This window comes from Corallococcus sp. AB038B (genome assembly GCF_003668955.1).
Taxonomy (GTDB): domain Bacteria; phylum Myxococcota; class Myxococcia; order Myxococcales; family Myxococcaceae; genus Corallococcus; species Corallococcus exiguus.
On record NZ_RAWO01000006.1, the window covers coordinates 274169 to 296987 of the forward strand.

General features: G+C 65.0%; 19 protein-coding genes and 2 pseudogenes. 6 read left to right on the forward strand and 15 right to left on the reverse strand.

Annotated features, from left to right (window positions below; all coding sequences use genetic code 11):
• Positions 1 to 21 precede the first annotated feature (21 nt).
• The 9 genes from D7Y04_RS24775 to bamE all read right to left on the reverse strand — a co-directional run bounded on the left by D7Y04_RS24775 (position 22) and on the right by bamE (position 6976).
• On the reverse strand, positions 22 to 1242 hold the full coding sequence (locus tag D7Y04_RS24775; RefSeq protein ID WP_120596248.1) for a serine/threonine-protein kinase: 1221 nt from the start codon (positions 1240 to 1242) through the stop codon (positions 22 to 24).
• Positions 1243 to 1275: 33 nt separating this feature from the next.
• Entirely contained in the window at positions 1276 to 2262 is a 987-nt protein-coding gene (locus D7Y04_RS24780) for a class I SAM-dependent rRNA methyltransferase (RefSeq protein WP_121760886.1), read from the reverse strand.
• A gap of 14 nt (positions 2263 to 2276) precedes the next feature.
• Positions 2277 to 3605, reverse strand: coding sequence for an amidohydrolase family protein (locus D7Y04_RS24785; protein WP_120577899.1), 1329 nt, complete (start codon positions 3603 to 3605; stop codon positions 2277 to 2279).
• Positions 3606 to 3704: 99 nt separating this feature from the next.
• The gene (locus D7Y04_RS24790) at positions 3705 to 4118 is read right to left on the reverse strand and encodes an Imm70 family immunity protein (RefSeq protein WP_121760887.1); all 414 of its coding nucleotides are present in this window, start codon (positions 4116 to 4118) and stop codon (positions 3705 to 3707) included.
• 18 nt (positions 4119 to 4136) lie between these two features.
• Positions 4137 to 4601 (reverse strand): hypothetical protein, encoded by a 465-nt coding sequence (locus D7Y04_RS24795; RefSeq protein WP_147477188.1) that lies wholly within the window; start codon positions 4599 to 4601, stop codon positions 4137 to 4139.
• 149 nt (positions 4602 to 4750) lie between these two features.
• The gene (locus D7Y04_RS24800; protein WP_121760889.1) at positions 4751 to 4993 is read right to left on the reverse strand and encodes a hypothetical protein; all 243 of its coding nucleotides are present in this window, start codon (positions 4991 to 4993) and stop codon (positions 4751 to 4753) included.
• 7 nt (positions 4994 to 5000) lie between these two features.
• Entirely contained in the window at positions 5001 to 5267 is a 267-nt protein-coding gene (locus tag D7Y04_RS24805) for a hypothetical protein (protein ID WP_121760890.1), read from the reverse strand.
• Positions 5268 to 5973: 706 nt separating this feature from the next.
• The gene (locus D7Y04_RS44105) at positions 5974 to 6300 is read right to left on the reverse strand and encodes a hypothetical protein (RefSeq protein ID WP_147477189.1); all 327 of its coding nucleotides are present in this window, start codon (positions 6298 to 6300) and stop codon (positions 5974 to 5976) included.
• A 220-nt stretch (positions 6301 to 6520) separates the two neighbouring features.
• Positions 6521 to 6976: an outer membrane protein assembly factor BamE gene (gene bamE, locus D7Y04_RS24815; RefSeq protein WP_121760892.1), complete on the reverse strand. Its 456-nt coding sequence runs from the start codon at positions 6974 to 6976 to the stop codon at positions 6521 to 6523.
• A 232-nt stretch (positions 6977 to 7208) separates the two neighbouring features.
• On the opposite strand from bamE, the gene D7Y04_RS45190 reads away from it, so the two are divergent.
• The 4 genes and pseudogenes from D7Y04_RS45190 to D7Y04_RS24835 form a co-directional block, all read left to right on the forward strand.
• On the forward strand, positions 7209 to 7382 hold the full coding sequence (locus tag D7Y04_RS45190; protein WP_199749725.1) for a hypothetical protein: 174 nt from the start codon (positions 7209 to 7211) through the stop codon (positions 7380 to 7382).
• A gap of 510 nt (positions 7383 to 7892) precedes the next feature.
• A complete protein-coding gene (locus D7Y04_RS46820; RefSeq protein WP_368666423.1) occupies positions 7893 to 8306 on the forward strand; it encodes a helix-turn-helix domain-containing protein in 414 nt (137 codons plus the stop codon).
• Positions 8252 to 8833, forward strand: a complete 582-nt coding sequence (locus tag D7Y04_RS46825) for an IS630 family transposase (RefSeq protein ID WP_217277970.1) — start codon at positions 8252 to 8254, stop codon at positions 8831 to 8833. The genes D7Y04_RS46820 and D7Y04_RS46825 overlap by 55 nt, the downstream gene beginning before the upstream one ends.
• 12 nt (positions 8834 to 8845) lie before the next feature.
• Positions 8846 to 9013: pseudogene (locus tag D7Y04_RS24835) on the forward strand (IS66 family transposase); the annotation flags it as partial.
• Between the two features lie 113 nt (positions 9014 to 9126).
• On the opposite strand, the gene D7Y04_RS24840 reads toward D7Y04_RS24835, so the two are convergent.
• The 5 genes and pseudogenes from D7Y04_RS24840 to D7Y04_RS24860 form a co-directional block, all read right to left on the reverse strand.
• The gene (locus D7Y04_RS24840) at positions 9127 to 9975 is read right to left on the reverse strand and encodes a tetratricopeptide repeat protein (RefSeq protein WP_233601572.1); all 849 of its coding nucleotides are present in this window, start codon (positions 9973 to 9975) and stop codon (positions 9127 to 9129) included.
• Between the two features lie 113 nt (positions 9976 to 10088).
• Positions 10089 to 11483, reverse strand: a complete 1395-nt coding sequence (locus D7Y04_RS24845) for an RHS repeat-associated core domain-containing protein (RefSeq protein ID WP_368666424.1) — start codon at positions 11481 to 11483, stop codon at positions 10089 to 10091.
• 19 nt (positions 11484 to 11502) lie between these two features.
• A pseudogene (locus D7Y04_RS46830) lies at positions 11503 to 11839 on the reverse strand (amidohydrolase); the annotation flags it as partial.
• Positions 11840 to 12478: 639 nt separating this feature from the next.
• Entirely contained in the window at positions 12479 to 18154 is a 5676-nt protein-coding gene (locus tag D7Y04_RS24855; RefSeq protein ID WP_121760895.1) for an RHS repeat-associated core domain-containing protein, read from the reverse strand.
• Positions 18151 to 19008 carry a PD40 domain-containing protein gene (locus tag D7Y04_RS24860; RefSeq protein ID WP_121760896.1) on the reverse strand — a complete coding sequence of 286 codons (858 nt, stop codon included), beginning with the start codon at positions 19006 to 19008 and terminating at the stop codon, positions 18151 to 18153. Before D7Y04_RS24860 ends, D7Y04_RS24855 begins: the two co-directional genes overlap by 4 nt.
• A 663-nt stretch (positions 19009 to 19671) precedes the next feature.
• Between D7Y04_RS24860 and D7Y04_RS24865 the strand changes: the two genes are divergently transcribed.
• The gene (locus tag D7Y04_RS24865; protein ID WP_121760897.1) at positions 19672 to 20877 is read left to right on the forward strand and encodes a hypothetical protein; all 1206 of its coding nucleotides are present in this window, start codon (positions 19672 to 19674) and stop codon (positions 20875 to 20877) included.
• 16 nt (positions 20878 to 20893) lie between these two features.
• Positions 20894 to 22378, forward strand: coding sequence for a hypothetical protein (locus tag D7Y04_RS24870; protein WP_121760898.1), 1485 nt, complete (start codon positions 20894 to 20896; stop codon positions 22376 to 22378).
• A gap of 62 nt (positions 22379 to 22440) precedes the next feature.
• On the opposite strand, the gene D7Y04_RS24875 is transcribed toward D7Y04_RS24870, so the two are convergent.
• Positions 22441 to 22704, reverse strand: coding sequence for a hypothetical protein (locus D7Y04_RS24875; protein WP_120597846.1), 264 nt, complete (start codon positions 22702 to 22704; stop codon positions 22441 to 22443).
• Positions 22705 to 22819: the final 115 nt, after the last annotated feature.

Consider the following 22819-nt stretch of genomic DNA (forward strand, 5'->3'; position numbering starts at 1 on the left):
AAGGCAAGCAAAGGCACGCGGTCAGCGCGTCTTCAGCCATCCCTCCAGCACATCCGCCGCGAGCTTCGCCAGGGAGACGTTCGCCTTGCGCGCCTGGGCCTCCAGCCTTTCATACACCGCCGGGTCCACCGTCAGCGCGAGCAGGCGCGGCTCGGTGGCGGGGAGGTCGTCCAGGTGCATGGCCTCCGTGGGCGGGCCGTCCACGGACGCCGCCACCTCCGACAGCTCCAGCGCCATCTCCGACGTGGGCGCGGAGGACTGGCGCGTGGACAGGCGCTTCAATTCCTGCGGGCGCTCGTCCTCGAAGAGCTGCTTGACGAAGTTGGCCAGGTGCAGCGGCGAGGGCGTGAAGTCGTAGGACTCCAGGAAGGCATCCAGGTCGCGCTGCATGTCCAACGCCGTCTGGTAGCGGCGCTCGCGGTCGCGGGCGAGCGCGCGCATCAGGATGGCCTCCACGCGCTCCGGCAGGTCCTCGCGGAAGTATGACGGCGCGTAGATCTTGGCTTCCGTGATGCTGCGCATGACGGCGACGTCGGAGTCGCCGGTGAAGAGCTTGAAGCCGGTGAGCCACTCGTAGAGGACGGTGCCCAGCGAGAAGATGTCGCTGCGGCAGTCCAGCGGCCGGCCCAGGCACTGCTCCGGGGACAGGTAGCTGAGCTTGCCTTTGATTTCTCCCGAGCGCGTCTCCTCCACCTGGTTGGCGGCCTTGGCGATGCCGAAGTCGAGCACCTTCACCGAGCCGTCGAACGCGACGACGATGTTCTCCGGCGTGACGTCGCGGTGGACGATGTTGAGCGGGTTGCTGTAGCGGTCCTTCTTCTGATGCGCGTAGTGCAGGCCCGCGCAGACGCAGGAGGCGATCTTCAGCGCGTACACCATGGGGAAGGGAATCCCCAGGGACTCGGCCTTGGGCACGACGCGGCGCATGTCCCGGCCGGACACGTACTCCATGGCGATGAAGTAGCTGTCGACGATCTTCCCCAGGTCGTGGATCTGCACGATGTTGGGGTGATTGAGCTGGGCCGCCAGCCGCGCCTCGTTGAGGAACATCTTCACGAAGGCCGCGTGCTTGGACAGATGCGGGCGGATGCGCTTGATGACGATGGGCGTCTCTTCGCCGCTGGCATCCAACTGGTGCGCGAGGAAGATCTCCGCCATGCCCCCCACGGCGATCCGATCGATGAGCCGGTAGTTGCCGAAGCGGAACGCATCGCGCGGAGGCGAGGAGGCGGCGGGAGCCATGGAAGCAATGTAGCCGCGCCCCGCCCGGAGGCGCTAACGAAGTTGGACGACGTGCACCTTGAGTGCCGGTTCCTCACCTGGAGGTGTCGGAAAGTCGAGCCCCGAGGGACCGAGCGACCCCACTGCCTTCCCCGTCCTGCCAGCCCGCGTCACACCTTCCAGCACCATGGTTTCGAAGCGACGCGAAGGCAGTCCCGCCAGGTTGCAGCAGGCGACCAGGCGGCCCCTGGGAGCGACCACCTTCGCGGCGGCTTCCGCCAGCCGGGCGTAGTCGCGAGCGGCGGAGAAGCGCGTCGTCTTGGTGGTGGAGAACGACGGAGGGTCCGCGACCACGACATCGAAGGACTCCCCCTTCTTCGCGAGCCTCCCGAGCCAATCGAAGACATCGCCAGCCACGTAGTCGTAGCGCTCCACGGATTGGCCGTTGAGGCGCGCGTTCTCCTCGCCCCATTCGAGCACGCGGCGGCTGGCGTCCATGTTGAGCACGCGCTTCGCGCCCCCGGCGGTCGCGGCGACGCCGAAGGCGCAGGTGTACGCGAAGAGGTTGAGCACGGTGAGGCCAGAGGCCTGGGCCTGGAGCCACGCGCGGGTGTCGCGCATGTCCAGGTAGAGGCCCACGGAGAGGCCCTGTCCGGGGCGGATGTGGAAGGACAGGCCGTTCTCCTTGGAGACGAAGTCCTCCACGGGTTCACCCCGCGCGGCGGACTCCGGAGCGAGCGCGTCCTTCGCCACGTTGGCGAGCACGCGCGCCTCCCGGGGACGGCGCTTCAGGTAGACGCTCCGGGGCGTCCACGCGGCGACGGCGGCGTCGAGCAGTGTGACTTCCTCGGCATCCGTCAGGTCGCGGTAGAGGCTGACCACGACGACGTCGCCGAAGAGGTCCGCCGTCACGTCGGGCACGCCGTCCGCGGCGCCGTTCAGCAGGCGGAAGGCGGAGGTGGCGGGGTCCGAGAGCAGCGGACCCCGGCGGGCGCGGGAGGCGCGCAGCAGGTCCACGAGGCGGGGAGGCAGGGCACTCACGCGCCCCTTCTACCCTACGAACCCAGCCGTGCGCGGGACCAGACGCGGCCGAGCGCGGCGGCGGCGTCCCGGGCCAGGTCCACGAAGTCGCTGCCCAGCAGCTGCCCCTCACGGACGCAGACGCGGCCATCCACGATGGTCCACGCCACGCGGGCGGCGGTGAGCTGCCCCAGGAGGAAGGGCGCGTAGCCCGTCTCCGGATCCGCGGCGGGGATGGCGTCGTAGACGACGAGGTCCGCGATGCTGCCCTCGTCCACGCCGCCCGACGGCTTGCCGTACAGGCGGGTGCACAGCTCCGCGGGGCCGCTGACGAACAGGTGCGCCAGTGAGTCATCCAGGTCCGGCATGCGGCCGGAGCGCGCCAGGGACAGCATGCTGACGAGCGCCCCGGCCAGCTCCTCCTGGAGGGTGCCATGGCCGCCAGTGCCCAGGCCCACGAGGTGGAGGCTGGACAGCGCGCCGTCGGCGGATTCGGCCGCGCGGTCCATGGAGCGCGTGGCGCGGGGCGTGAGGGCGATGAAGGTGCCGGAGGCGGCCAGCCGCTCGGACTCGGAGCGCTCCACGGCGCGCGGGTAGCCGGCGATGGCGTGGGGGCCCAGCAGGCCCAGCGCGTCCAGGCGCGGCACGACGCGGCGGCCGTGCGTGGCGTAGGTGGTGGAGAGGTCGTCCTCGTTCTCCGCGATGTGGAACACGACGGACGCGTTCAGCTCCTTGCGCAGCTCCGCGATGCGGGACAGGAGCGGGTCCTCGCAGGTGTAGGACGCGTGGAAGCCGAGTGCGCCACGGACGCGAGGGTGTTCGCGGTAGCGGCGGACGAAGTCCGCGTTGGCGTCCGCCTGGGCGTTGGCCACATCGGCGCCATCCAGGCTGTGCGTGGAATGGGACGTGACGAGGCGGATGCCCAGCGTGTTCGCGGCGCGGGCCTGGGCCTCCAGGGCGCCAGCGACGTCGGTGGGGCACGACAGGTGGTCCACGACCAGGCTGACGCCATCGAGCAGCGCGCGGGCGGCGGCGAAGCGGGTCAGGACCTCCACGTCCTCGGCGGTGAGGAGGTTGGCCACCGAGCGCATGCGCTCCAGGCGCGAGCGGGGCTGGCGCAGGAGGAAGTCGCCATTGGGGGGCAGGAGCTGCCCGTTGACCATGTGCGAGTGACAGTCCACGAGCCCTGGGGCGACGAGCCGGCCGCGACAGGCCACTTCCCAGTCACCGGGGAGCACGGGCACCTCTGCGTCCGGGGCGACGCGGCGGATGATGCCCTCTTCGACCACGACGGCCATGCCGTGGCGGACGCGACCGTCCGCACGGAACACGGCGCAGTTCTTCAGAAGCAGTCGGCCTTCCATGGACCTTCCCGTTTTAGCACGGGGTGGGTGGAGGATGAACCCCGTCTCCTACCTGGAGTCCCCGAAGGGCGGATCCATGCAGGCCGCCGACCCGGGAACTCACTGAAACGAGATGGGAGCCCGGCGCTCGAGCGCGAATTCCACCAGGTCCTGCAGGGCCTCCACCAGGAAGCCACCACTCACGGCGAGGAACGACTCGAACGCGTTTCGAGGCACGAGCCCCATGGAACCCGCCTCGCTTCGTTGCCACTCCGACGCAAAAGCGACCGGCGGGCGCGCCTGCATCTCCCCTGCGATGACCGCCAGTTCCTCGCGCAACCGCTCGCATTCGGGAACGGACCACTCGCCATCACAGTCCGAGTGCACGATGAGCACAGGGAACCGAGAGCCCGGCTTCCCGGCCTCCAGCTCGCGAGTGACGTAATCGCGCAACGCGTTGAAGTCCGAGTAACCGCCAACCGCGACCTCCTCCAATTCCTCATCACCTTCATGGACAACAAGACACAGACCCACGCGGACTCCTACCTCTCGTCAATCTGAGTAGATGCAGTGCATCGTCACCGGCTCGAAGACCGCATTCTGGCCTTCTCCGAAATCGACCACCAGATACGGAGGGTTGGTCCTCCTCAAGTGAATCCTGACGGGCTCAGGCTCCGTCTCGAAGCGGAAGGTGGCGGGCTGATCCAGCCACCACGCCTTCGCCCGCGCGTACTCCTCCTCCGACAAGACACCATCCGCCCGGCTCGAGAATGCACGGACACGGGCCTCGTTGTCGTGAAGAGCGGCCTTGAGACGGCCCCATTCACCCCAATGTCTGCCAGCAATCTGCGCAAAGACTGGCAGCAGCACGAGGAACGACACCAGGGTCAACGGAAGCATCACCCATCGCCAGAACTGGACGATCTGATCAGACTCCCTCCGGGCGACGAAGAAGCACCCATGTCCCACGAGGAGGAGCAGCCATCCAAAGAGCGCGACCTCCGCGAGCATGTCCACGGGTGGGTCACCAGGGAAGGGGTGCGGATCCCCCAACACGATGCTGCCAATTCCCAGGGCACACAGTCCAACCGCGATGCCCACCGACGGCACGAAGCCACACACCAATCCAACGATTCCCAATCGTGGGAGCCAACGAGGAGACACGCTCATACCTGGGTTCGGCGCTCGAAGCGCCACCTCCACACCCAGAGCGCGGCGACAGCTCCCAATACCAGGGACAGCAACCACAGCACCGCGATTCCGGGCAGGGTCGCCCCCTGCCCCAATGGAATGTCCAGCACCTCCAGCGAACGAAACCCCTCTTTCGGCAAGAGGCTCAGGAGAGCAACCATGACCACCGGCCCCAGGTACGCCCCAACGAAGATCCAGACAATCTGAACGAATCGCATGACCGTCCTACGGAATGGGCGTTCCCTGCATGAGCAGTGACCAGGCAGCAGGAGCCATGGGCTCACCTACCAATTCATACGTCTCGCGCTTCTGCCGCGCGGGAACAACACCCAGGTCCCGGAAGAATCGCTCGTTTCCCCAGACGGCGCCAAACCCCTCGTGGCGGAAGACGAACAGCGTCAGCCTGGGGCCCTCGTACAACTGGAGATCGTCCCAGCCGTCGACTCCCTTCCAGAGGCTCTCGTCCAGGGCTTCTCTTCTCACGGACGCCATGACCGTCGTCCTCACCGCGCAGGAGCCCGGCGCTTCGCAAACAGAAGCAACGGAAGCCCTACACCCCACAGAAACAGGAAGACTGGACTTTATCCAATGACCGCGCTCACCGCCCCGGCGCCAGGTGGATCTCGGTGCCGTTCACCGGCTCCGGACCGAGGGCCAGTCCTGGCGGGACATCGCCCAGGCCCTCAGGGTGACTGTCCGGACCGTCAGGAGGTCATGGCAGCTGTGGCCAAACCCAGGGGTCGGATTCCTGGCCTGAGCCCCCTCTGGGAACGTAGGTGGGGCAATAGGTGGAGGTTGTGCCAGTGGGGCATGTTTGAACGCATCTCCATTAATCGACGCCCGGAGGCGTGCAAAAAGACCCCGGCGAATCGGTAAACGCTCTGCTGCCGCACAGCTGTCCGCTGGGGCATTCCGAAGTCTCTTCGCACGGCCGCTGACAGGTACCTGCCGACCCCGGTGTTGTCCGCAGCCAGAACATGCATTCCAGCTCCTCCTCGCAGTCGGCGCTACTCTTGCAGTTCCCTCCCTCTTGAACATGAACTGGGGCCATCTTGGGACTATGGCTAACAGCGCAGGAAGCAGGGAGGATCAGCAGCACCAGCAAAGGCCATTCGGGTTTCATGTTCTCACCTATCAGTTCATGCGTCTCGGGCTTCCACCGCGCGGGAACAATCTTCAGGAAGCTCCGTGGCGGCAATCAGTCCCACTCCACGCTGACTCCACCGTCTGCGTTCACGGTCGCGACTCCTCGCAATCCGAGCCACGGATTCACGAACGCACCGGTTTCCAATTGGACCTTGCCGCCATCCGTGAACTCAAGGTCAACGGACAGGTCTCCATCCGCGTTCGCGCGTCCCTGACAGACGACACGGCCATGAACTGGGACCTTCTCAAAAGAGCATTCCTCGCCAGGAATCCGAGCAATCAAGGCACGCAACTCGCTCCCGGTCTCATTCACGAGGACGATTCGCGTTCTTCCCGACACATAGATGGCAAGCGCGGGAATCACCACGATGACCAGCAAGCCTGCCGCCAGGGTCCACGCCCAACTCCTATCGATGGCTCACCTCCACTCCCTCTGGCAAGACGAATGATCTGGCCCTGACTGAGTCAACATGCAGACCAGAGCTTGTCTACAGGAAAATGTGAACCCAGAGCATCCACCGTCCAGGGCCCAGCGAAAGTCCTCTCCCATGTTCCATCATCCAAGGGGCTTTCGCCCCTGTCCACGCCCACAGTTCGGATCAAGGAAGGACGTCATCAAGGTCAGGCCTTTGAATGATGCGGTCAGAGGTCCGCAGATAGAGGACCTCCTCATCGACACCCCAGAAGGTCTTGAGTTCCACCTCGACCGCGAAAACGCGTCCTGACTCGAAGGTGACGTAGACCTTCGGATACCGCCGAACCTTCGCAACCGGATTCGCGTAGTCCCAGGAGAGCCTTCCCGATGGCCTCACCTCCCGCGCCAGAGGCATGCCCAGGCGTTGAACCACCTCATCTTCGGACATGCCCGGGGACACGGAGCGGACCTTCTCCGCGGTGAGTCCCGGCGCCAGATGGCTTCCGGACCAGGGGACTCCGAAGCCGGCGTAGAACAGCGCGGCGCCCGTCGACACCAGCCCCAGGAAGAGCCGGTCCCACCAGGCCTGGGGTCTTCCCATCGAAGCGCGAAACAGAACGGGTGCCTCTGGCGCGTCCATCGGGAGTCCCCCCTTCCTGCCCGGCAGGCAGGACAGCACGAGGGGCTCAGGTTCTGGGCCCCTGGAGACCCGGTATACTTCCGGCCCCAAGACACCGCTGAGCCCCGGAGTCGCCACCGCCACGGAGCAGGACACGCCGGCCACCCCCGGCAGCCTGCGCTTTCGCCGCCTGTGGCTGTTCTCGCCCCGGGCCGACCTCGCCATCCTGGGCGTCCCCCTGGCCCTGACCGCGGTGGCCGCAGTCGCCAGCGCGGTCCTCGCCCCCGCCGCCGCGGACAATGCCCACCGGCTCCGGGGCTGGACCGCCCAGAACCTCCTGGGCAACGCCACGCACGTCATCCTCACGTTCCTGCTCTTCGGCGTGCACCGCGACGTGCTCACCGCCGTCCCCCCACCAGCCGCGTAACGTCCTCGCCGGTACGCTGGGCATGCTCGCCGTGGGCGCGCCGACCCAAGGGGCCTTCTCGGCCTGACTTCTGGAAGCGCTGCACCGCCGAGACCACCGTCGAGGCTGCACACTGCAACTCCCTCGCGGCTTGCGCTGGCCACTGGCCACCGCCAAGCACCGTCGCATTGTGAGCGGGCAGCCAGTCCACTCTCTCCAGCGAATCAGCCGCCTGCGGTCACGACATCGCAGGCGTAGCGGCTGCTTTCCCTGAGGCAGGGCTCGCTTCTTCATCCGGTTCTTGCGCACACAAGGCCGAACGACGCGAGCTCCTGCCCCTTCCTTCCTCCTCCAGCGCCTGCCTACCCTCCGAGCCGATCGGGATTCATGCGCGGTCGTTTACGACGGTGCTCACGAACGTGGATCGAGGCAGGCGCAGGGCGTAGCCCTCGGTGGGCCCATCCCATGCGTGACGAGCAAGGGCGAGCGCGCCAGAGCCCATAGATTGAGGTCATGGGCGCACCACTTTCGATGGACTTGCGGCAGCGGATACTCGACGCGCACCTGACACGAGAGGAGTCCTGGGGAGAGCTCGCCAAGCGGTTTCGAGTAGGGGTCGCGACGGTTGATCGCCTCATTGGCCGCTGGAAGCGAACCGGCTCCATCGCGCCAAAGCGCCCGGGCCCTCGGCCCTTCTTCCGCATCCCGGATTCGCAACTGGGCAAGGTGAAGCGGTTGCTGGATGCCGCGCCCGACAGTACGACCCAGGAAATCGCGGATGCTTACGCCAAGCAAACGGGTGTGAGGGTGAGCCGCGCCACCATGGGACGTGCCTTCCGCCGATTAGGCTATACGCGCAAAAAAAGTCACTCCTCGCCTCCGAGCGGAGGCTGGCGAAGAATCGCCGGGCCCGCAGGCGGTATCTGGCTACGGCCGCCCAACTGAAGCCCGCGCGCCTCCACTTCATCGACGAGACTGCCGCGACCCTCACCATGACGCGCCGGTATGGGCGTGCTCGACGTGGGCAGCGTGCTCGCGGCTACGTGCCCCTGGGCCGTCGCCAACAAGTCACGATGATAGGGGACCTGACGCTCCAAGGAGTGGGGCCGGTACTGACTTTTGAGGGCGCCACCAACAGCGAACGTTTCGAAACCTACGTCCGTGAGGGACTTCTACCCATCCTCAAACCTCACGACGTGGTTGTCATGGATAACCTCAGCCCCCATCACCGACCGGCAGTCGAGCAACTCATTCGCAGTCGCAAGGCGAGTCTTCTCTTCCTGCCGCCCTACAGCCCAGAACTCAACCCCATCGAGTCGTGCTGGTTGAAAGTAAAGACGCGGATGCGGGCCATCGGCGCCCACACGCATGTGGCCCTCCGCGAAGCGATGCGAGAGGCACTCGCAACCGTGCGGCCACAGGACGCAGCGGCCTGGTTCGCCTACTGCGGCTACCCGCCTCAACCGCCGTGATCACCGTGGTAGGGCAGTCGCTTCGTGGAGCGACTCCTCACAGCCGTCACCACGCTCAAGCTGCAACGGCGCGGCGGCCTGGACTTCCTGAAGCCCCCCCTGCACGCGCATCGGCACGGCCTTCCAGCACCCTCGCTGCTGCCCACCCCGGAGATGCTTCAGCTCGCGAACACGGCCTGAGCCGGTGAACGGTTATGATGTTTAAAGGGGTGCGGCTTACAGGTGTGAGAAGGGAGCGACGGCCGCTTCGCTTTGCTTCACGGTGTCTTCGGCGGAGTCGGCAGGTGTGTTCCCTACGTCTTGACGCCAAGGTCCTTCAGACAAGCAGCGGCCCGTGGATGCCCCGCATTTGCAGCCAGCGTGTAATACCGGACCGCACGGGATTTGGACCTGGGCACCCCGTTTCCCTGCGCATAGATATATCCCAGGCTGAAGTAGGCGCTGGGATGACCTTGCTTCGCGGCTTCCTGGTACCAGCGGATCGCGCCCAGGACGTCCCGAACCCCGCCAATGCCATTGCTATACATCCATCCCAGGATTGACTGCGCTTCGGCATCTCCCCCAGCAGCGGCCTTCTTGTACAACTGGATCGCCTTCTTCAGATTCTTCCTGACGCCGCGCCCCCGTTCGTAGGCATCGGCCACGGTGCAGAGCGCGCCCATGTCGCCGTGGCGAGCAAGTGCTCGACAGAGCACGACAGCTTCCTTCCACTTCTGCCGGTTCCTGCCGAAGTAGAGCAAAGCGGCCAGATTCCCCTTGGCCAGTGGGAATCCAAGGACGACGGCACGCCGATACCAGCGCTCGGCGAGCCGCCTGTCCTTACGGACATACTGCCCCTTCCCATAAAACAACCCGAGGTTGAAGGCAGCAACATCATCACCCAGCCGGGCGGCCTTTCTCATCCACATGAGCGCCGCCTTCGCATCCTTGCGAACCCCATCCCCATACATGAGATGGAGTCCTGCATTCGTCATCGCTTCCATTCTCCCGGCACGGGCCGCCATCAAATAAGCATGGAACAGGGCGCTGCGGGAAGCCTGCGCATCTTCCTCAAGATCCCAGGCCTGTTCCATTGCCGCGACCGCGAGCGGTTTGATGGCGCCCTTTGTGCTTCGGCCTGCTACTTCTTTTTTCCGTTCCACCAATCGTCGAATCCAGGAGGCTTGGGTTTGATGATCTTCTTACCAGTCTGCGGATCCCTGAACTCTACCTTGGTGGGATCTCCCGGCACAGGTTTCATGTGCTTGAACGGATTTTAGCCCTGAAGAGGCCCCGAAGTGTGTCCTCGATCCGTCCCTTGCCCCATGGGGCAGATGTTTGGAGGTGCTGGCGGGTTCATGACCGGATCGTCCACTGAATTGCCCGGCCAGGAGATGGTGCATGCGTCCGGATGCGTGATGCAATACGCCATGATGCCCACCGCGACCGTCCCCACAGCGAAGCCAATGACCGCGCCCACGGGCCCGCCCGCGGCGGCGCCACCCGCGGTGAATGTCGCCACCGCCTCCTCTCCCGTCGGGTCCCGATAGGTCAGCGGATTGTTGGACGCATATGCGTAGGGCGGCAGTCCCTGCCCCATCAGCGCGTAGTCCTGGAGCGTCTCGGGATTCTGAACAAGGGGTTCCTCCTGGAGGAACCGACCTGTCTCCGGCTCGTAGTAGCGGGCCCGGAAGTAGAGCAGGCCCGTGTTGTCATCCTCACGCCCCGTGAACGTCTGACTGTTGCCAGCCACGTTCCCCGCAGCCGCCGTCATGCCATAGGGGTCGTAGGTATAGCTCCCGACCAGAGTGCTGCTCCCATCCACGAGCGCCACGGTCGAACCCATCACGTCCGACAGGAAGTCGTGCGTCCCGGCGGACGTGGTCTGGCTGTACACTTCATCCATCTCGAGCCCCGTCAGGAGATTGCGCGTCCCCGCGAGGGACTGCACCTGGATGAAGTTGTCCCCGCTGTAGAGGTAGTCCTCCACGGTCCCTGAGACCGTCTTGCGGGAACGGCGTCCCGTGGGCTCGTACAGGAACGCAGCGAGGGTCACCGTGCCGTTATTGATCTGGGCCAGTTGATTGCGAACATCCCACGTATAGGTCCGCGAGCCATCAAAGACCAGGTTGCCATTGGCGTCGTAGGTTCGCGTGTGCCCCTTCCAGGCCGTCAACTGGCTGGCCGCGTCGTAGACCGCGCCAGAAACGGCGTCCGGCAGGCCCGTCCGAGCCTGGGTACCGCTCACCGTGACGCGGTTTCCGTCTTCGTCGTAGGAATAGCGCAGGTCCCCCACCACGGTCGTCCCCTGCTTGTAGTCAATTCCTGTCAGGAGCCCCGCAGCGTCACGGAGATAATGCTGGGACACGCCGTTGGGCAGGCCGATGGACTGCCGACGGCCGCCTGCATCGTAGGTGAAGGCTACTGTTCGGGCACCTTGGACGATGGAGGTCAGCCGTCCCGCGTCGTCGTAGGCATAGACAACGGACGACTGCCCGGTGGCCGTCATTTCCGTCAAATTCCCCGCGTCGTCATAGGTGTAATCCAGCGTTCCGTTCTGTGACACCTCCTGGGTGAGACGGTCCAGGCCGTCGTAGGCCTCGGTCAGGACAGGGCCCAGGCTGTCTTCAATGCTGGTGAGCCGGTTACCCAGGTCATACTCATAATCAATGGTGTTGGAATACGCAGTCGGCGCCGAGGCGGGTCAGGACTTCGACGTCCTCGGCGGTGAGGAGGTTGGCCACCGAGCGCATGCGCTCCAGGCGCGAGCGGGGCTGGCGCAGGAGGAAGTCGCCATTGGGGGGGCAAGAGCTGCCCGTTGACCATGTGCGAGTGATAGTCCACAAGCCCGGGGGCGACAAGGCGGCCTCGACAGGCCACTTCCCAGTCACCGGGGAGCACGGGCACCTCTGCGTCCGGGGCGACGCGGCGGATGATGCCCTCTTCGACCACGACGGCCATGCCGTGACGGACGCGACCGCCCGCACGGAACACGGCGCAGTTCTTCAGAAGCAGTCGGCCTTCCACAGACATTCCCGTTTTAGCACAGGGTGGGTGGAGGATGAACCCCGTCTCCTACCTGGAGTCCCCGAGCGGCGGATCCACGCAGGAACTATCTACGAAGCCGATGTCGGCAGGCGCGAGCTTCTTCAAGCCGCAGATGCCGCCCCAGGGGGCTTTGGCTGCCGCTCATCCAGCCAAGAGGCTGCGCAGCGGATCAACTCCCCCATGAAGGCCTGGGAATCCAAAAATCATTCGTCATCACACCCACAGTGCCATCGGCGCCCACAGTAAATCACATCCCCATCAGCACTAAATGCAGAGACAAGATCCTTGGCAGGAACAATACCGTCACCAAGGTTCATTTCCGACTCATGCAACTCAAACCAACAATTTCCAATCTCATTAGGCGGATCCACGGAAAAACTGCAGTCCCCAGACCTAACGTGAACCCTTAGAAAGCGACGCTTCCAATGGACGCTTTTCACATCACAAGGCCAAGGAGAAATCTCCGAATCAACCGTCCACCCTGGAAGACCTCCGTTCACCAAGGCACGCGAATCCGACCTACCACCAGCCGTAGCATCAGCACCAAGCATCTCAGAAGGAACCGAAACGCCACGAGCAGCACACGCCGTCACGACAAAAACAAACATTCCCCACTGCCTAAAAACCATCATTATACCAATCCCACCGCCTACGCGTACCAGACTTGAACCAGCCGTGATACGCGTCAATACTCGTCCCGAAACTCGCCCGAGCCCTCTCGCAATCACTGAGCGAATCAAAACCTTCTGTCGCTATAGCACCATTCAACCCGTCACTAGAAAACGCAGCTTCCGCATCGGCGACATGGCGTTTCTCGTGACATTCCATTGTCACCTCCCCATTGTTCACCGAGGGATCGCCGAACGGATCATACACGAGCGCTTTAGGATTCGCTCCTTCCGGATATCTAACCTCGATAATCGTATGAACACTGGCATCATAGCCATACGCCTGACGGCCGCTCGAATCAGCCCTCTTCGTGCAAGGAGAGGTGACCGGGAAACTATACGGAAGCGTATTGGCCCGAGGTTCATTCTTTATGAACTTACTCGAAGTCGAAGTCGTTCCCTTTATGTACAGCCCGTTAGGATCAAAAAAACCAATCGGATTTCCCAGTGCATAGGTGTACGCCGGCACAACAAAACCGCTCCTCGCCATTCCATACAGATATGCGGATTCATACTGCATTGGCTCAAGCTGCAGATATCGCCCCGCATCTGGATCGTAATAGCGATTCCAATTCTCAACGAGGTCGGTTTCAGCATCTCGATATTGACCTGGAAACCCGAGCGAAATCCAGAAAGCCTGGGCTCCCGTCTGATACCGCTGGTACTCGTAGCCCTCGACCGAGACTCCCTGGTAACTGGTCAAGCCGCTGGCATTCGAGGCAAAACTCACCGCCACGCTGCCGTTGGACGGAGTCACCCAAGACGTGGTGACGCGCCCCCGGCGCGCCCCCGACTGACTGTCGAGGACACCACTCGTGGTCGAGTCCACCAAGTGCACGAAGTCCACCCCAGGCTCCGTATCCACCACGTGGTAGCGAGCGCGCATCCGCACCTGGACGGAGGTGTTCTCCTTGGGTTGGGAGAACGATGCCAGCGTTGTGGACGTGTTGTGCGCATAGGGGTGCGCCGTCTCTGCATGGTAGCTCACCCGGTTCACGTGTCCGAACGGGTCCGAGTCCGCAGCACCTGTCACCCGTCGCGAAGCGTCCAGCATCACCACGGGCTTGCCAATGTGGTCCGTCACCGGGAAATACACGCCGCAGGCCACCGACTCGCCATCACGGGCGCAGTCCCCAGTGCCGTCCGGCTGCCGCGCCCATGCGGCACTGAACTTCCCGCGCACGAGCGCCACCGGACGCCCCGCGAGCCACACATAGTCATCCAGCGTGAAGTGGCCAATCGGCGTGCCAAGCCCATTATTGCCCCGGTCCGTCAGCAACCGACTCGTCACCGAGTGGAAGTACTCGTCTGTCGTCCCATAAGGATTCGACTTCAGCCGCCGACGGCCCAGCGCATCGTAGAAATAGTTGTAGTACGTGCCATTGATATTGACCGCGCGGAACACGATTTCCGTGGCCACCCCCACCGTCTGTCCGTACTCGAAGCCCAGCGTGTAGACAGGCCCACCCGACATGGTCGCGGCCCACCGCTTCTGCGTCACCCGGCCATCAACGTCATGTGACAGGGTGTACTTCAGCAGGCTCCCCGTGGCGGAAGAGCCCCACCCCGTCAACTGGTCCACCGCCGGAGCCGTCCCGGAGCTGAGGTCGTAAATGAATCCGTCCTCCTCCATCTGGGTCCGGTTGCCACGCCCGTCATACTGATACGTCCGGGAGTCGAAGGCGCCCCCCGTCGCCGCGAAGTTGCCCGTCGGCCGCCCTGCCCCCACCAGTCGCAGTGTGCGGTCATAGGCATACGTCTCCGTCCGAGGCGTCGTCGCCCCCAGAAGGCACGTGTCCAGCCGAGCCACCTGGTCGCCCGTCCACGTATACCCACGCTGATAGATGTCCCCATTCCCCGCCCCCGGCGAGAACGGGCCGGACGAAACCCGCAGGGAACGCAGGCGGCCCGTCATGTCTCCGGACGAGAGGTTTGGGGCAGCAGTCGGACACGCGGCGGGTGCCACCGCCGTGTTGTCCCCGAGCATGAACTCGAAAGCGCTGCTGTTCGACGTCGCCGGGTGATTCATCTGATAGCCACGCAGGTTGCCATACGGCTCCCAGACGATGCCCTCGATGACGCGCGTATCAGTGTAGCCCGTCGTCCCGAAGAGCCGGACGTCGATGGCCTGGGTCCGGTTCAGCTTCGCCCCCGTCCCATAGACGTAGGTGATCACGCGTCCATGCGGATACGTCACGGTTTCGACATTGCCATTCGCCGTGTAGGTATAGAACGTGTGCGGGTGATCATTCACCGTGCCTGACGAACAACCCGTCTCGCCTTCGCGCAGCCGGATCTCTCCAGCCACCTGGCCGAACGCGTCGTATTGATACCAGGTCCGCCCGAATGAATCGTGACGGTAGCGCAAGCGTCCCGCTGTCTTCACAGGCTGCGGGCAGCTCGCCGGAGGTACGCTCGTGGCATCCCCTGAATCATTTACGTCATACGACAGGGCGAACAGGTTCTCCGCGCCCGCGTAGGGCGTGGTGAAGTGCCGCACGGAGCGCAGGGGCCGGCCCAGCAGGTCGTACTCATACGTGAGCCACTCCCACGTGGCCCGCATCTCCGGCGTCTCCTTCACCGTCACCGAGCCCCGGGCGTCATAGGCATAACGGGTGACGCCCGCACCACCGGCGCCGTCACTCGTATGCGGCAGGGACACCGTCACCAGGTTGCCGAAGTCGTCGTAGCCGTAGGTGGACGCGGGCACCGACGAACTGCACGTTGAGCAATCATTCGAGCCCGACGCCACCGCACAACCCGCCCGTACGGAAGTAACGTTGTTCTGCACGTCGTGCGTGAAGCACGTGCGCTGGTCGCGGCCAGACGTAGGGAACTCGTCGACCTTGGTGAGCCGGTTCAACCGGTCATAGCCCATCGCAGTGCACAGGGTCGAAACCGGCGAGCCGTCCGGATTCACACCGCCGCAAACCGCGGGCGGCGCGTTCGAGGAGAAGCCCAGACCCGTCAGGTTGCCATTCGAGTCAAACACCCGTGCCGTCTGGACGGGCGAGGGCGACGTACCCATGCCCTCGTAGGTCGGATGCTTCCGTGCATCCGCCGCGTAGGTCTTCACCCGGCGCGTTTGCGCGGTGCTTCCCGTCCACGTCTGGAACGTTTCCGACTTGAGCGTTTCGTCCGGCCAGTAGGTGTAGTCCACGCGCTCCGACCAGGAGGAGCCCGCCACATCCGCGGCGGTCGCCTTCCACTGGAGCAGCTTCGTGAGCGTCCCGCCCGAACAGCCCGAGGTCGTCCCCGACCGGAAGCAGAGGACGTCGTAGTTGCCCTGGGGATGCTTGATGGCCTTGAGGCGTCCCTGGTCGTACGTCAATTCGGTCGTGGTCGTGGTCGAGCCATCCACCACGCTCTGCTTCGCGAGCAGGTCCTGGTTGAACTCCCGTGTAAGCATCACGCCGTTGGAGTCCTGGATCCGGGTGGCGTTCCCGAAGAAGTCGTACTCCAGGTACTGCGTGTCCAGCGACGTGCTCCCACCGCAGCCGCCCGGGAAGACAGACTCCTTCTTGAGTTTGTTACGGCGGTTCTCCACATCCGTCCGCGGCCAGTACTCGTACTTCGTCACCGGGAACGGCGTCGTGGACGGGCAGTCCGCAAGGGTCGACACATCCGCGACGCTCGCGTCCACCAGACAGGGCCCGTGGACCTCCAGCACGCGGCCCTCGGCGTCCTCCGGCCCCACGCCGCCGCACTGATTCGCCCGGAAGTTGAACACCGCCACCCGGCGCTTCTCCACCTGCCAGTTGCCCGAACTGTCCCGCACCTGGGTCCACCCCGTACGGAACGTCGCATTCAGCCGGTTCGTCACGGAATCGTAGACGTATTGCGTCCGCGCATTGGGGTCCGTCACTCCGGACGGAGCCAGGACGCTGGCCGTCTCCTTCCGCTCGAGCAATTGCTCGAAGGCGCGCAGCGAGCGCCCAGCTCCACCGTAGGTATAGCCATACTTCAACTGGGCAAGGCCTCCCGTTCCACTGAGGGAAGTAGCGCCTTCGGTGACCTGCCTGAGTTCCTTGACGTGGCGCAGGGGAAATCCCTGGGCAATAGCGACGCCAGCGTCCGGATTGACGTGGGAGTAGGCCGTCCACGTGTCCCGCAGATCCTTGTGGGCCTTGGGCATCGCGGGGACAGCCGTACTGTCAGTAGTCGCGCACTCATACTCCCACCGCTCCGTGCCAGGGTTCACGCCAGGGCAGGAGGTCCCGTCGCACCGCTCCTTGCGCGTGTGCAGCCGCCAGGACCAGGAGGAGTCATAGGGAACCCCGGAGATGAACCGATTCGTGAAGGTCGTTGCCCCCGAGGCGCCAGTGCCGAGCCCCGCCAAGGAGTCCGCGAACTCCATCGTAGGCTGGTCTGGGCGACCCCCTGCGAGGGTACAGGCGTCCAGCTCACTGGTATCCTTCGGCGGAATGGTGATGGCGTAATCATGGCCTTCCGACACGTCCCGCCAGGCCTTCAGCTCGCTCGTCCCCCACTTGAGTTGGCCGGTCTGAGCTCCCCCCGCGTAGAGGTCGTACGTGGCTTCGCTGGAGGTTCTGGAATAGACGTACTTCCGACTTCCGCCCGTCTGCGGATAGGTGACGTCCACCAGCTCGTTCTTGTTTGGCGCATAGCCATACTGCACGAGCGTCTTCTCGGTCACGCCGCCATCAGCTGAATCCTCGAGGGTCACGTGATCGAGGACACACAGATCCTTCCCCGAGAAGGTCCCCAGCACGCTTCGATAGTAGAAGTGGAGCTTCGCACCATCGCGGGTCGTGATCGTCCGCAAGTAGGGAACGCCTGGCGTAGACCCCGGCTGTCCCCCGGGGCATGACGGATCTGGCAGGGTTCCGCCATCCGTCGAGGGAAGCGCGTACTCGAGCACCGCCCGAGCAACCTCCACCCCCCCATCCGATGCGTACTCGGCATCCTCGATGCGGCTCAGGAAATAATGGCGCGGAGCACGCCCGGTGCCGCCATCCAGAACGAGGACGGAATCATAGACATAGCGCCCGCTTCCCTCGCGGTAGTAGACGAACTGCTGCGGCCAGCCCCCATCCGAGGTGTCCTGCCAGAGCTGATCCCGATTGCCGAGATTATAAGAATGGTTCGTATACCACCGGCCCGACGTGCCTGGCGTCGGATTCCAACTCATGACATTCAAGTGTCCATCGACGTCACGGATATTGACCGCGGCATCTGTGGGCCTTGCCTTGTAGACGGAGCTATAGAAGTTATGCCACCAGTTGACGCTCCCGGTGTTCGTCCGGTGTTCGCCGAACGGCTTTCCCATGGATGACTGGAGATAACCCGCAAGGCCTGTCTCATCCAGTCTGGAATATTGGTACGCGCTGGCCGGCGTCGCATACATGCGAATGAAGGGCAGGCTGCCCTGACTGAGCGGCAGCTCGAAGTCCACGTGGCGCAGGTAGTTGTAGCCATCCGAGACACTGACCGGGTCGCCGAAGTATCCCGCGCCTCCAGGTGCAGTGGGACGGGCTGGCTGGGAATCCGGATTCCCTTGGGAGCCCTCACAGCGAGGGAGGATGTTGAGCGGACAGAACTGCGCATGGGCCGCGGAGGCTCCGGAAACGGCCAGGAGCAGCGCGAATCGAAACAGCGTTCTCATGGGACGTTTTCCATGGAAAAGAGTCGGGTGACCTTGCGGCCCACAAGCCGCGAAACAAATTCATCATCCTGGAAGTAGAGTTCCCGCGCCGTTGCACCGAATTGAACCCTGGCACTGGACCCATCCATCAAGCGGAACCGGTGAAGGATGCGGGGGGGACGCTCCGCGGAGCTCCATTCCTTGAGCAGCGCTTCCGCTTCGTCGTGCTCCACGAACACCAGCCTCTGTCCATCCGGCGAGGAGACGGGCTCGTTCAGATTGCCAGAAGCCACCGGGCCGGAGGCGGCCTGACCTTCGCGCATCAGGTGGACGGTCCTGAAGTTCGAACGGCAGGGCGTATGGACGTAGACGAGCTCTCCGTTGGGACGAAAGGACGGCCGGAGGTGGCAACCGGGCTCGTCCGTGAGCGCCGTGAGCTGGGTGCCGTCCATCTTCACGCGATACAGCTGCGCGTTCGCCCTTTGTTCGTGCTGCCCCGGGGGGCCACCCATTCGGGGATGGTGCGCGAAGTAGATCCACTGACCATCCGGACTGACGGCGGGATCCGCATGGAAGCCCTGCTCATTCCCAATGCGAACCGGTGCGTTCTTCGTCTTCCAATCCCACCGGTACATCACGTCGTTGTGTGCCGCCTTTTCATATGCCGTGAAGATGACGTGCTGACCATCCGGGGAAAGGGCCAGGGTCGTCGCCAGATGCGGGGCAGGAACAGGGATACGCTCAGGCTTGCCCGTGGACACATCCAGGGCAATCCAAGCTCCCAGCCGGCCAAAAACCAGATACCGGGGCGAGGACGCACGGGGAGCGCCTGGAGGCGTAGCCACCAGCAAAAGCATCAAGAGATGGGCAAGCATGGGATGGGCCTATCGCTCCGGCGCGGGGTGCGCGGACCACCCCTTGGGCGGCACGCAGAAGGAGGCCCCCGCGTTCGGATGAACCGAAGCGCACCGCCAGTCCGCGGGGCACTCCGCCTCCGCCTGACACGACCTGGAGCAGATCAGCCCTTGTCCGGGGGCGGGCGCGGTGTGGAGACAGAGATTTGAGCGGCAAGCGGACGCGCCTCCCGCGGCACAGTCCTCGCCCACTTCCTTCGCCGCTAGGGCTGCTTGTGATTGCCGGTGCTCCCCAAAGACCGTCCCTGGCTTCGCCGCGACCTCCGCGTCGATGACTGGCGGTCGCGATTCATTGCACGCCACCAGCAGGACTCCCCCCGCCAGCACTCCCCACACCCATGACCCGAAAGACAATCGCCCCTCACTCTTGGAAGAGTCCACTCCCGGGTGACGACGCACCGGGGAAAACCATACTCTTACTTTTGTCGGAAACTCAACACAAGCCACAAATCCGGGATTTCTGTGGCAATCCAGACTGGCGCTCGCGCCGCCATCGATTGCGTCCCTGAACGGGCCCTTGCGTTTGCCTTGGATTCTCCGGCCCCCTCCTCCGCCTTGCAGCCAGGGAGGTTCGCTGCGGCCCGGGTTCTTGGGGTCCAGGCGACCCGGTATACTCCCAGTCCCATGACACCGCTGAGCCCCGGAGTCGCCACCGCCACGGAGCAGGACACGCCGGCCGCGCCCGGCTCCCTGCGCTTTCGCCGCCTGTGGCTGTTCTCGCCCCGGGCCGACCTCGCCATCCTGGCCATCCCCCTGGCCCTGACCCTGGTGGCCGCCGTCGCCAGTGCGTTCCTCGCCCCTGCCTCCGCGGACAGCGCGCACCGGATGCTGAGCTGGACCGCCCAGAACCTGCTGGGCAACGCCACGCACGTCATCCTCACGTTCCTGCTCTTCGGCGTACACCGCGACGTGCTCACCGCCGCGCCCAACCAGCCGCGCACCATCCTCGCCGGTGCGCTGGCCATGCTCGCCGTGGGCGCGGCGCTATTCGTCGTCTTCTACGCCGACCGCTCCATCCACACCTTCGCCGTGGCCGTCATCTTCAACGTCTTCGGCATGCACCACACCCTGTCCCAACACCGGGGCCTGTGGTCCCTGCACGGCCTGCGCGGCGGACAGGCGGGCCTTCCCGCGCCCACCCCGCTCGAGCGCAAGCTCCAGCAGCTCTACGTTCCGCTGCTCCTCTCCGTCCTCCTCGTCCGCATCTTCTTCGTCGCCGAGTCCGCCGCCCCGAACGCCCCCGCCTACCTCGACGTGGGCCAGGGCGTCGTCCTTCCGTGGCAGACGCTGCCCGTGCTCATCGCCATCTGGCTGGGCTACTTCCTCCTGCTCTTCCGCAGCGTGCTCCGCTCCGGCACCGCCAGCGGCCCCAAGGTGCTCTACCTCCTGGGCATGGCCACCGCGACCGGCCTGGCACTCGTGGCGCCGTCCTGGGGCTACGTGATGCTCCCGGGCATGCACGGCCTGGAGTACTACCTCCTCAGCGCCCGCATGCTGGAGCCTCGCGAGGGGGACGCGCCCCGCTTGAGCCAGAAGCTCATCTGGCCCGCCATGGTCGTGTCCATGCTCCCGCTGTTCGCGCTGGGCGTGGTGCATGGCTTCCTGCTGGATGGCCCCATGCGCGGCTCGCTGGGCATCGGCGGCGGCGCGCAAGCGAATCCCCTGCTGCGCGCGCTGACCTCGCTGGGCTTCGCTTGCGTGCTCGCGCACTACTTCGCGGACGCCTTCATCTTCCGCTTCCGCATCCCCTCCATCCGGCAGGTCATGCTGCGCCGCCTGGGCTTCTCCGCCGCCCCGAGGCCGCCCCTGCCCGCCCCCGGCGCTCAGTAGGCCCCACCCGAACACCATGCGGCTCCGCGCCCTCCTGCCCGCCCCAGTGGCCCTGTTCACGCTGGGGCTCATCCTCTGGCTGGGGTTCCTTCCCCTTCGCAACTACGACCTGTTCTTCCACCTGGCGGGGGGCCGCTACGTGCTGGAGCACGGCTTCAACCCCGTGGACCCGTTCAGCGTGACGGGCACCGCGGGCTGGGTCCCCCACGAGTGGGGCTTCGGCGTGCTCTGCGTCCTGCTCATCAAGGCCCTGGGCGCCGCCGGTCCCTCGCTCCTCGTCGCCTCACTTGTCGCGGCCAACGTGCTCCTGCTCTGGGTCGCCCTGCGGCGCGCGGACGCCCGGCCCTCCCATCTCCTCGTGCTCGCCTGTCTGGGATTGGTGTCGGGCGTCCAGGCTTCCACATGGATCCAGGAGCGTCCCTTCCATCTGGGACACCTGCTGTTCGTCCTCGCCGCCCTGGGCGTCCAGGCCTGGCGACAGGGCAATACGCGGGTGCTCTGGGCCTTCCCGCTCCTGGGACTCGCCTGGGCCAACCTTCACGGCAGCTGGCTCCTGGGCCCGGCGCTGCTCGCTTCCACCGCGATGGGCACGGCCCTGGATGACCGCACGCCCGCGTCGCTCCGGCGCTGCGGGGCGGCGCTCGCTTCGGCGTTCGCGATGTTCCTCGTCGCGGGCCTGTCGCCGGACGGCCCCCGCATCTACCTGTATCCGCTTGAGCACTCGCTGCTCTCATCCACTCAGCACATCAACGAGTGGCGCCCGCTGGACCTGGATGCAGGCTGGAGCTGGGTCTACCTCCTCCTCTTCGGCGCGTGCCTCTTCGTCATCGGCCGGGCCCGAGTGCGGCGCGCCGCTGCCCTCCTGCCCACGCTCGTGCTGGGCATCGCCGCGCTGAAGGTCCAGCGCCACGCGCCGTTCGCGTCCGTGCTCCTCGCCCTCACGCTGGTGGAGCACGCGCGCACGGGCGACGTGGACGCGCCCGCCCTCCCCCGATTCCTGTCGTGGCTGGAGCGCCCCCTGGCCACCTGGAGCACCGGAACGTCCCTGGCGCTATGGCCCACCGTCCTGCTGGCCGGTCTGTTCGCGCTGAACGCAAGCGCGCCCCGCCCCGTGGAGAAGGGCACGCACCCCATCATCCCCCTGCCCGTGCTCCAGACGCTGAGCCAACAGCCTCCGGGCCGCGTGCTCAACCGCTTCATCATGGGCGGCCCCATCTCCTACTTCGCGGGTGCCCCGTACAAGGTCTACATCGACAGCCGGAATGATCCGTTCCCCGCCGCCATCCACCAGGCCTATGCGCGGCTCGTGTGGTCCGAGCCCGGCTGGGAGCAGGCACTGGAGGCCTATGATCCAGACTACGTCGTCTGGGACACGGAGAACCCGGGCAACCTCCTGCTGGATCACCTCCAGAAGCGCGGCGGCTGGCGCGAGCTGGCGAAGGCGAACGGCTGGGTCCTCTGGGCGCGGGAGCGCACGAGGACGACCGCTTCACCCCCCTGAAACACGAATGGCAGGCCCTTCCAGTTGGAGGGACCTGCCATTCACCGAAGCCCGGAAGCGGCTCAGTAGGTGTTGTTCTGACCGAAGGACTTCATGGTCTTCTTGTTCAGCTGGTCGTTGGACACCTGGCCGTCGTTGGCCACGTTGTCGTTACCGGCCAGGGCCGCCGCGGAGGCGCCGAACAGCTTGCGGATGTTGTCACCGAACAGCGTGATCACGCCGATGGCGGCGATCGCGATCAGGGCAACGATGATGATGTACTCGGTCATGCCCTGACCACGGTTCTTGCGGAACTGCTTCTTCGGGGCCTTCGCGATCGCGTTCATGGGAAACTCCGGGGGTCGTTGCAGCGGTGGAAAGACACACCCTGCGGGAAGTCAGGGTCGATACGGACAGTACAACGGGCGGGCAAGCACCTCCATCCGTCATCGGGAGGATGGG

Coding starts and splice junctions, on each gene's coding strand:
- D7Y04_RS24775 (WP_120596248.1), bottom strand. CDS start 1,242: ATGGCTCCCGCCGCCTCCTCGCCTCCGCGCGATGCGTTCCGCTTCGGC.
- D7Y04_RS24785 (WP_120577899.1), bottom strand. CDS start 3,605: ATGGAAGGCCGACTGCTTCTGAAGAACTGCGCCGTGTTCCGTGCGGAC.
- D7Y04_RS24800 (WP_121760889.1), bottom strand. CDS start 4,993: ATGCGATTCGTTCAGATTGTCTGGATCTTCGTTGGGGCGTACCTGGGG.
- D7Y04_RS24805 (WP_121760890.1), bottom strand. CDS start 5,267: ATGGCGTCCGTGAGAAGAGAAGCCCTGGACGAGAGCCTCTGGAAGGGA.
- bamE (WP_121760892.1), bottom strand. CDS start 6,976: ATGGACGCGCCAGAGGCACCCGTTCTGTTTCGCGCTTCGATGGGAAGA.
- D7Y04_RS46820 (WP_368666423.1), top strand. CDS start 7,893: ATGGACTTGCGGCAGCGGATACTCGACGCGCACCTGACACGAGAGGAG.
- D7Y04_RS24855 (WP_121760895.1), bottom strand. CDS start 18,154: ATGAGAACGCTGTTTCGATTCGCGCTGCTCCTGGCCGTTTCCGGAGCC.
- D7Y04_RS24860 (WP_121760896.1), bottom strand. CDS start 19,008: ATGCTTGCCCATCTCTTGATGCTTTTGCTGGTGGCTACGCCTCCAGGC.
- D7Y04_RS24865 (WP_121760897.1), top strand. CDS start 19,672: ATGACACCGCTGAGCCCCGGAGTCGCCACCGCCACGGAGCAGGACACG.
- D7Y04_RS24870 (WP_121760898.1), top strand. CDS start 20,894: ATGCGGCTCCGCGCCCTCCTGCCCGCCCCAGTGGCCCTGTTCACGCTG.
- D7Y04_RS24875 (WP_120597846.1), bottom strand. CDS start 22,704: ATGAACGCGATCGCGAAGGCCCCGAAGAAGCAGTTCCGCAAGAACCGT.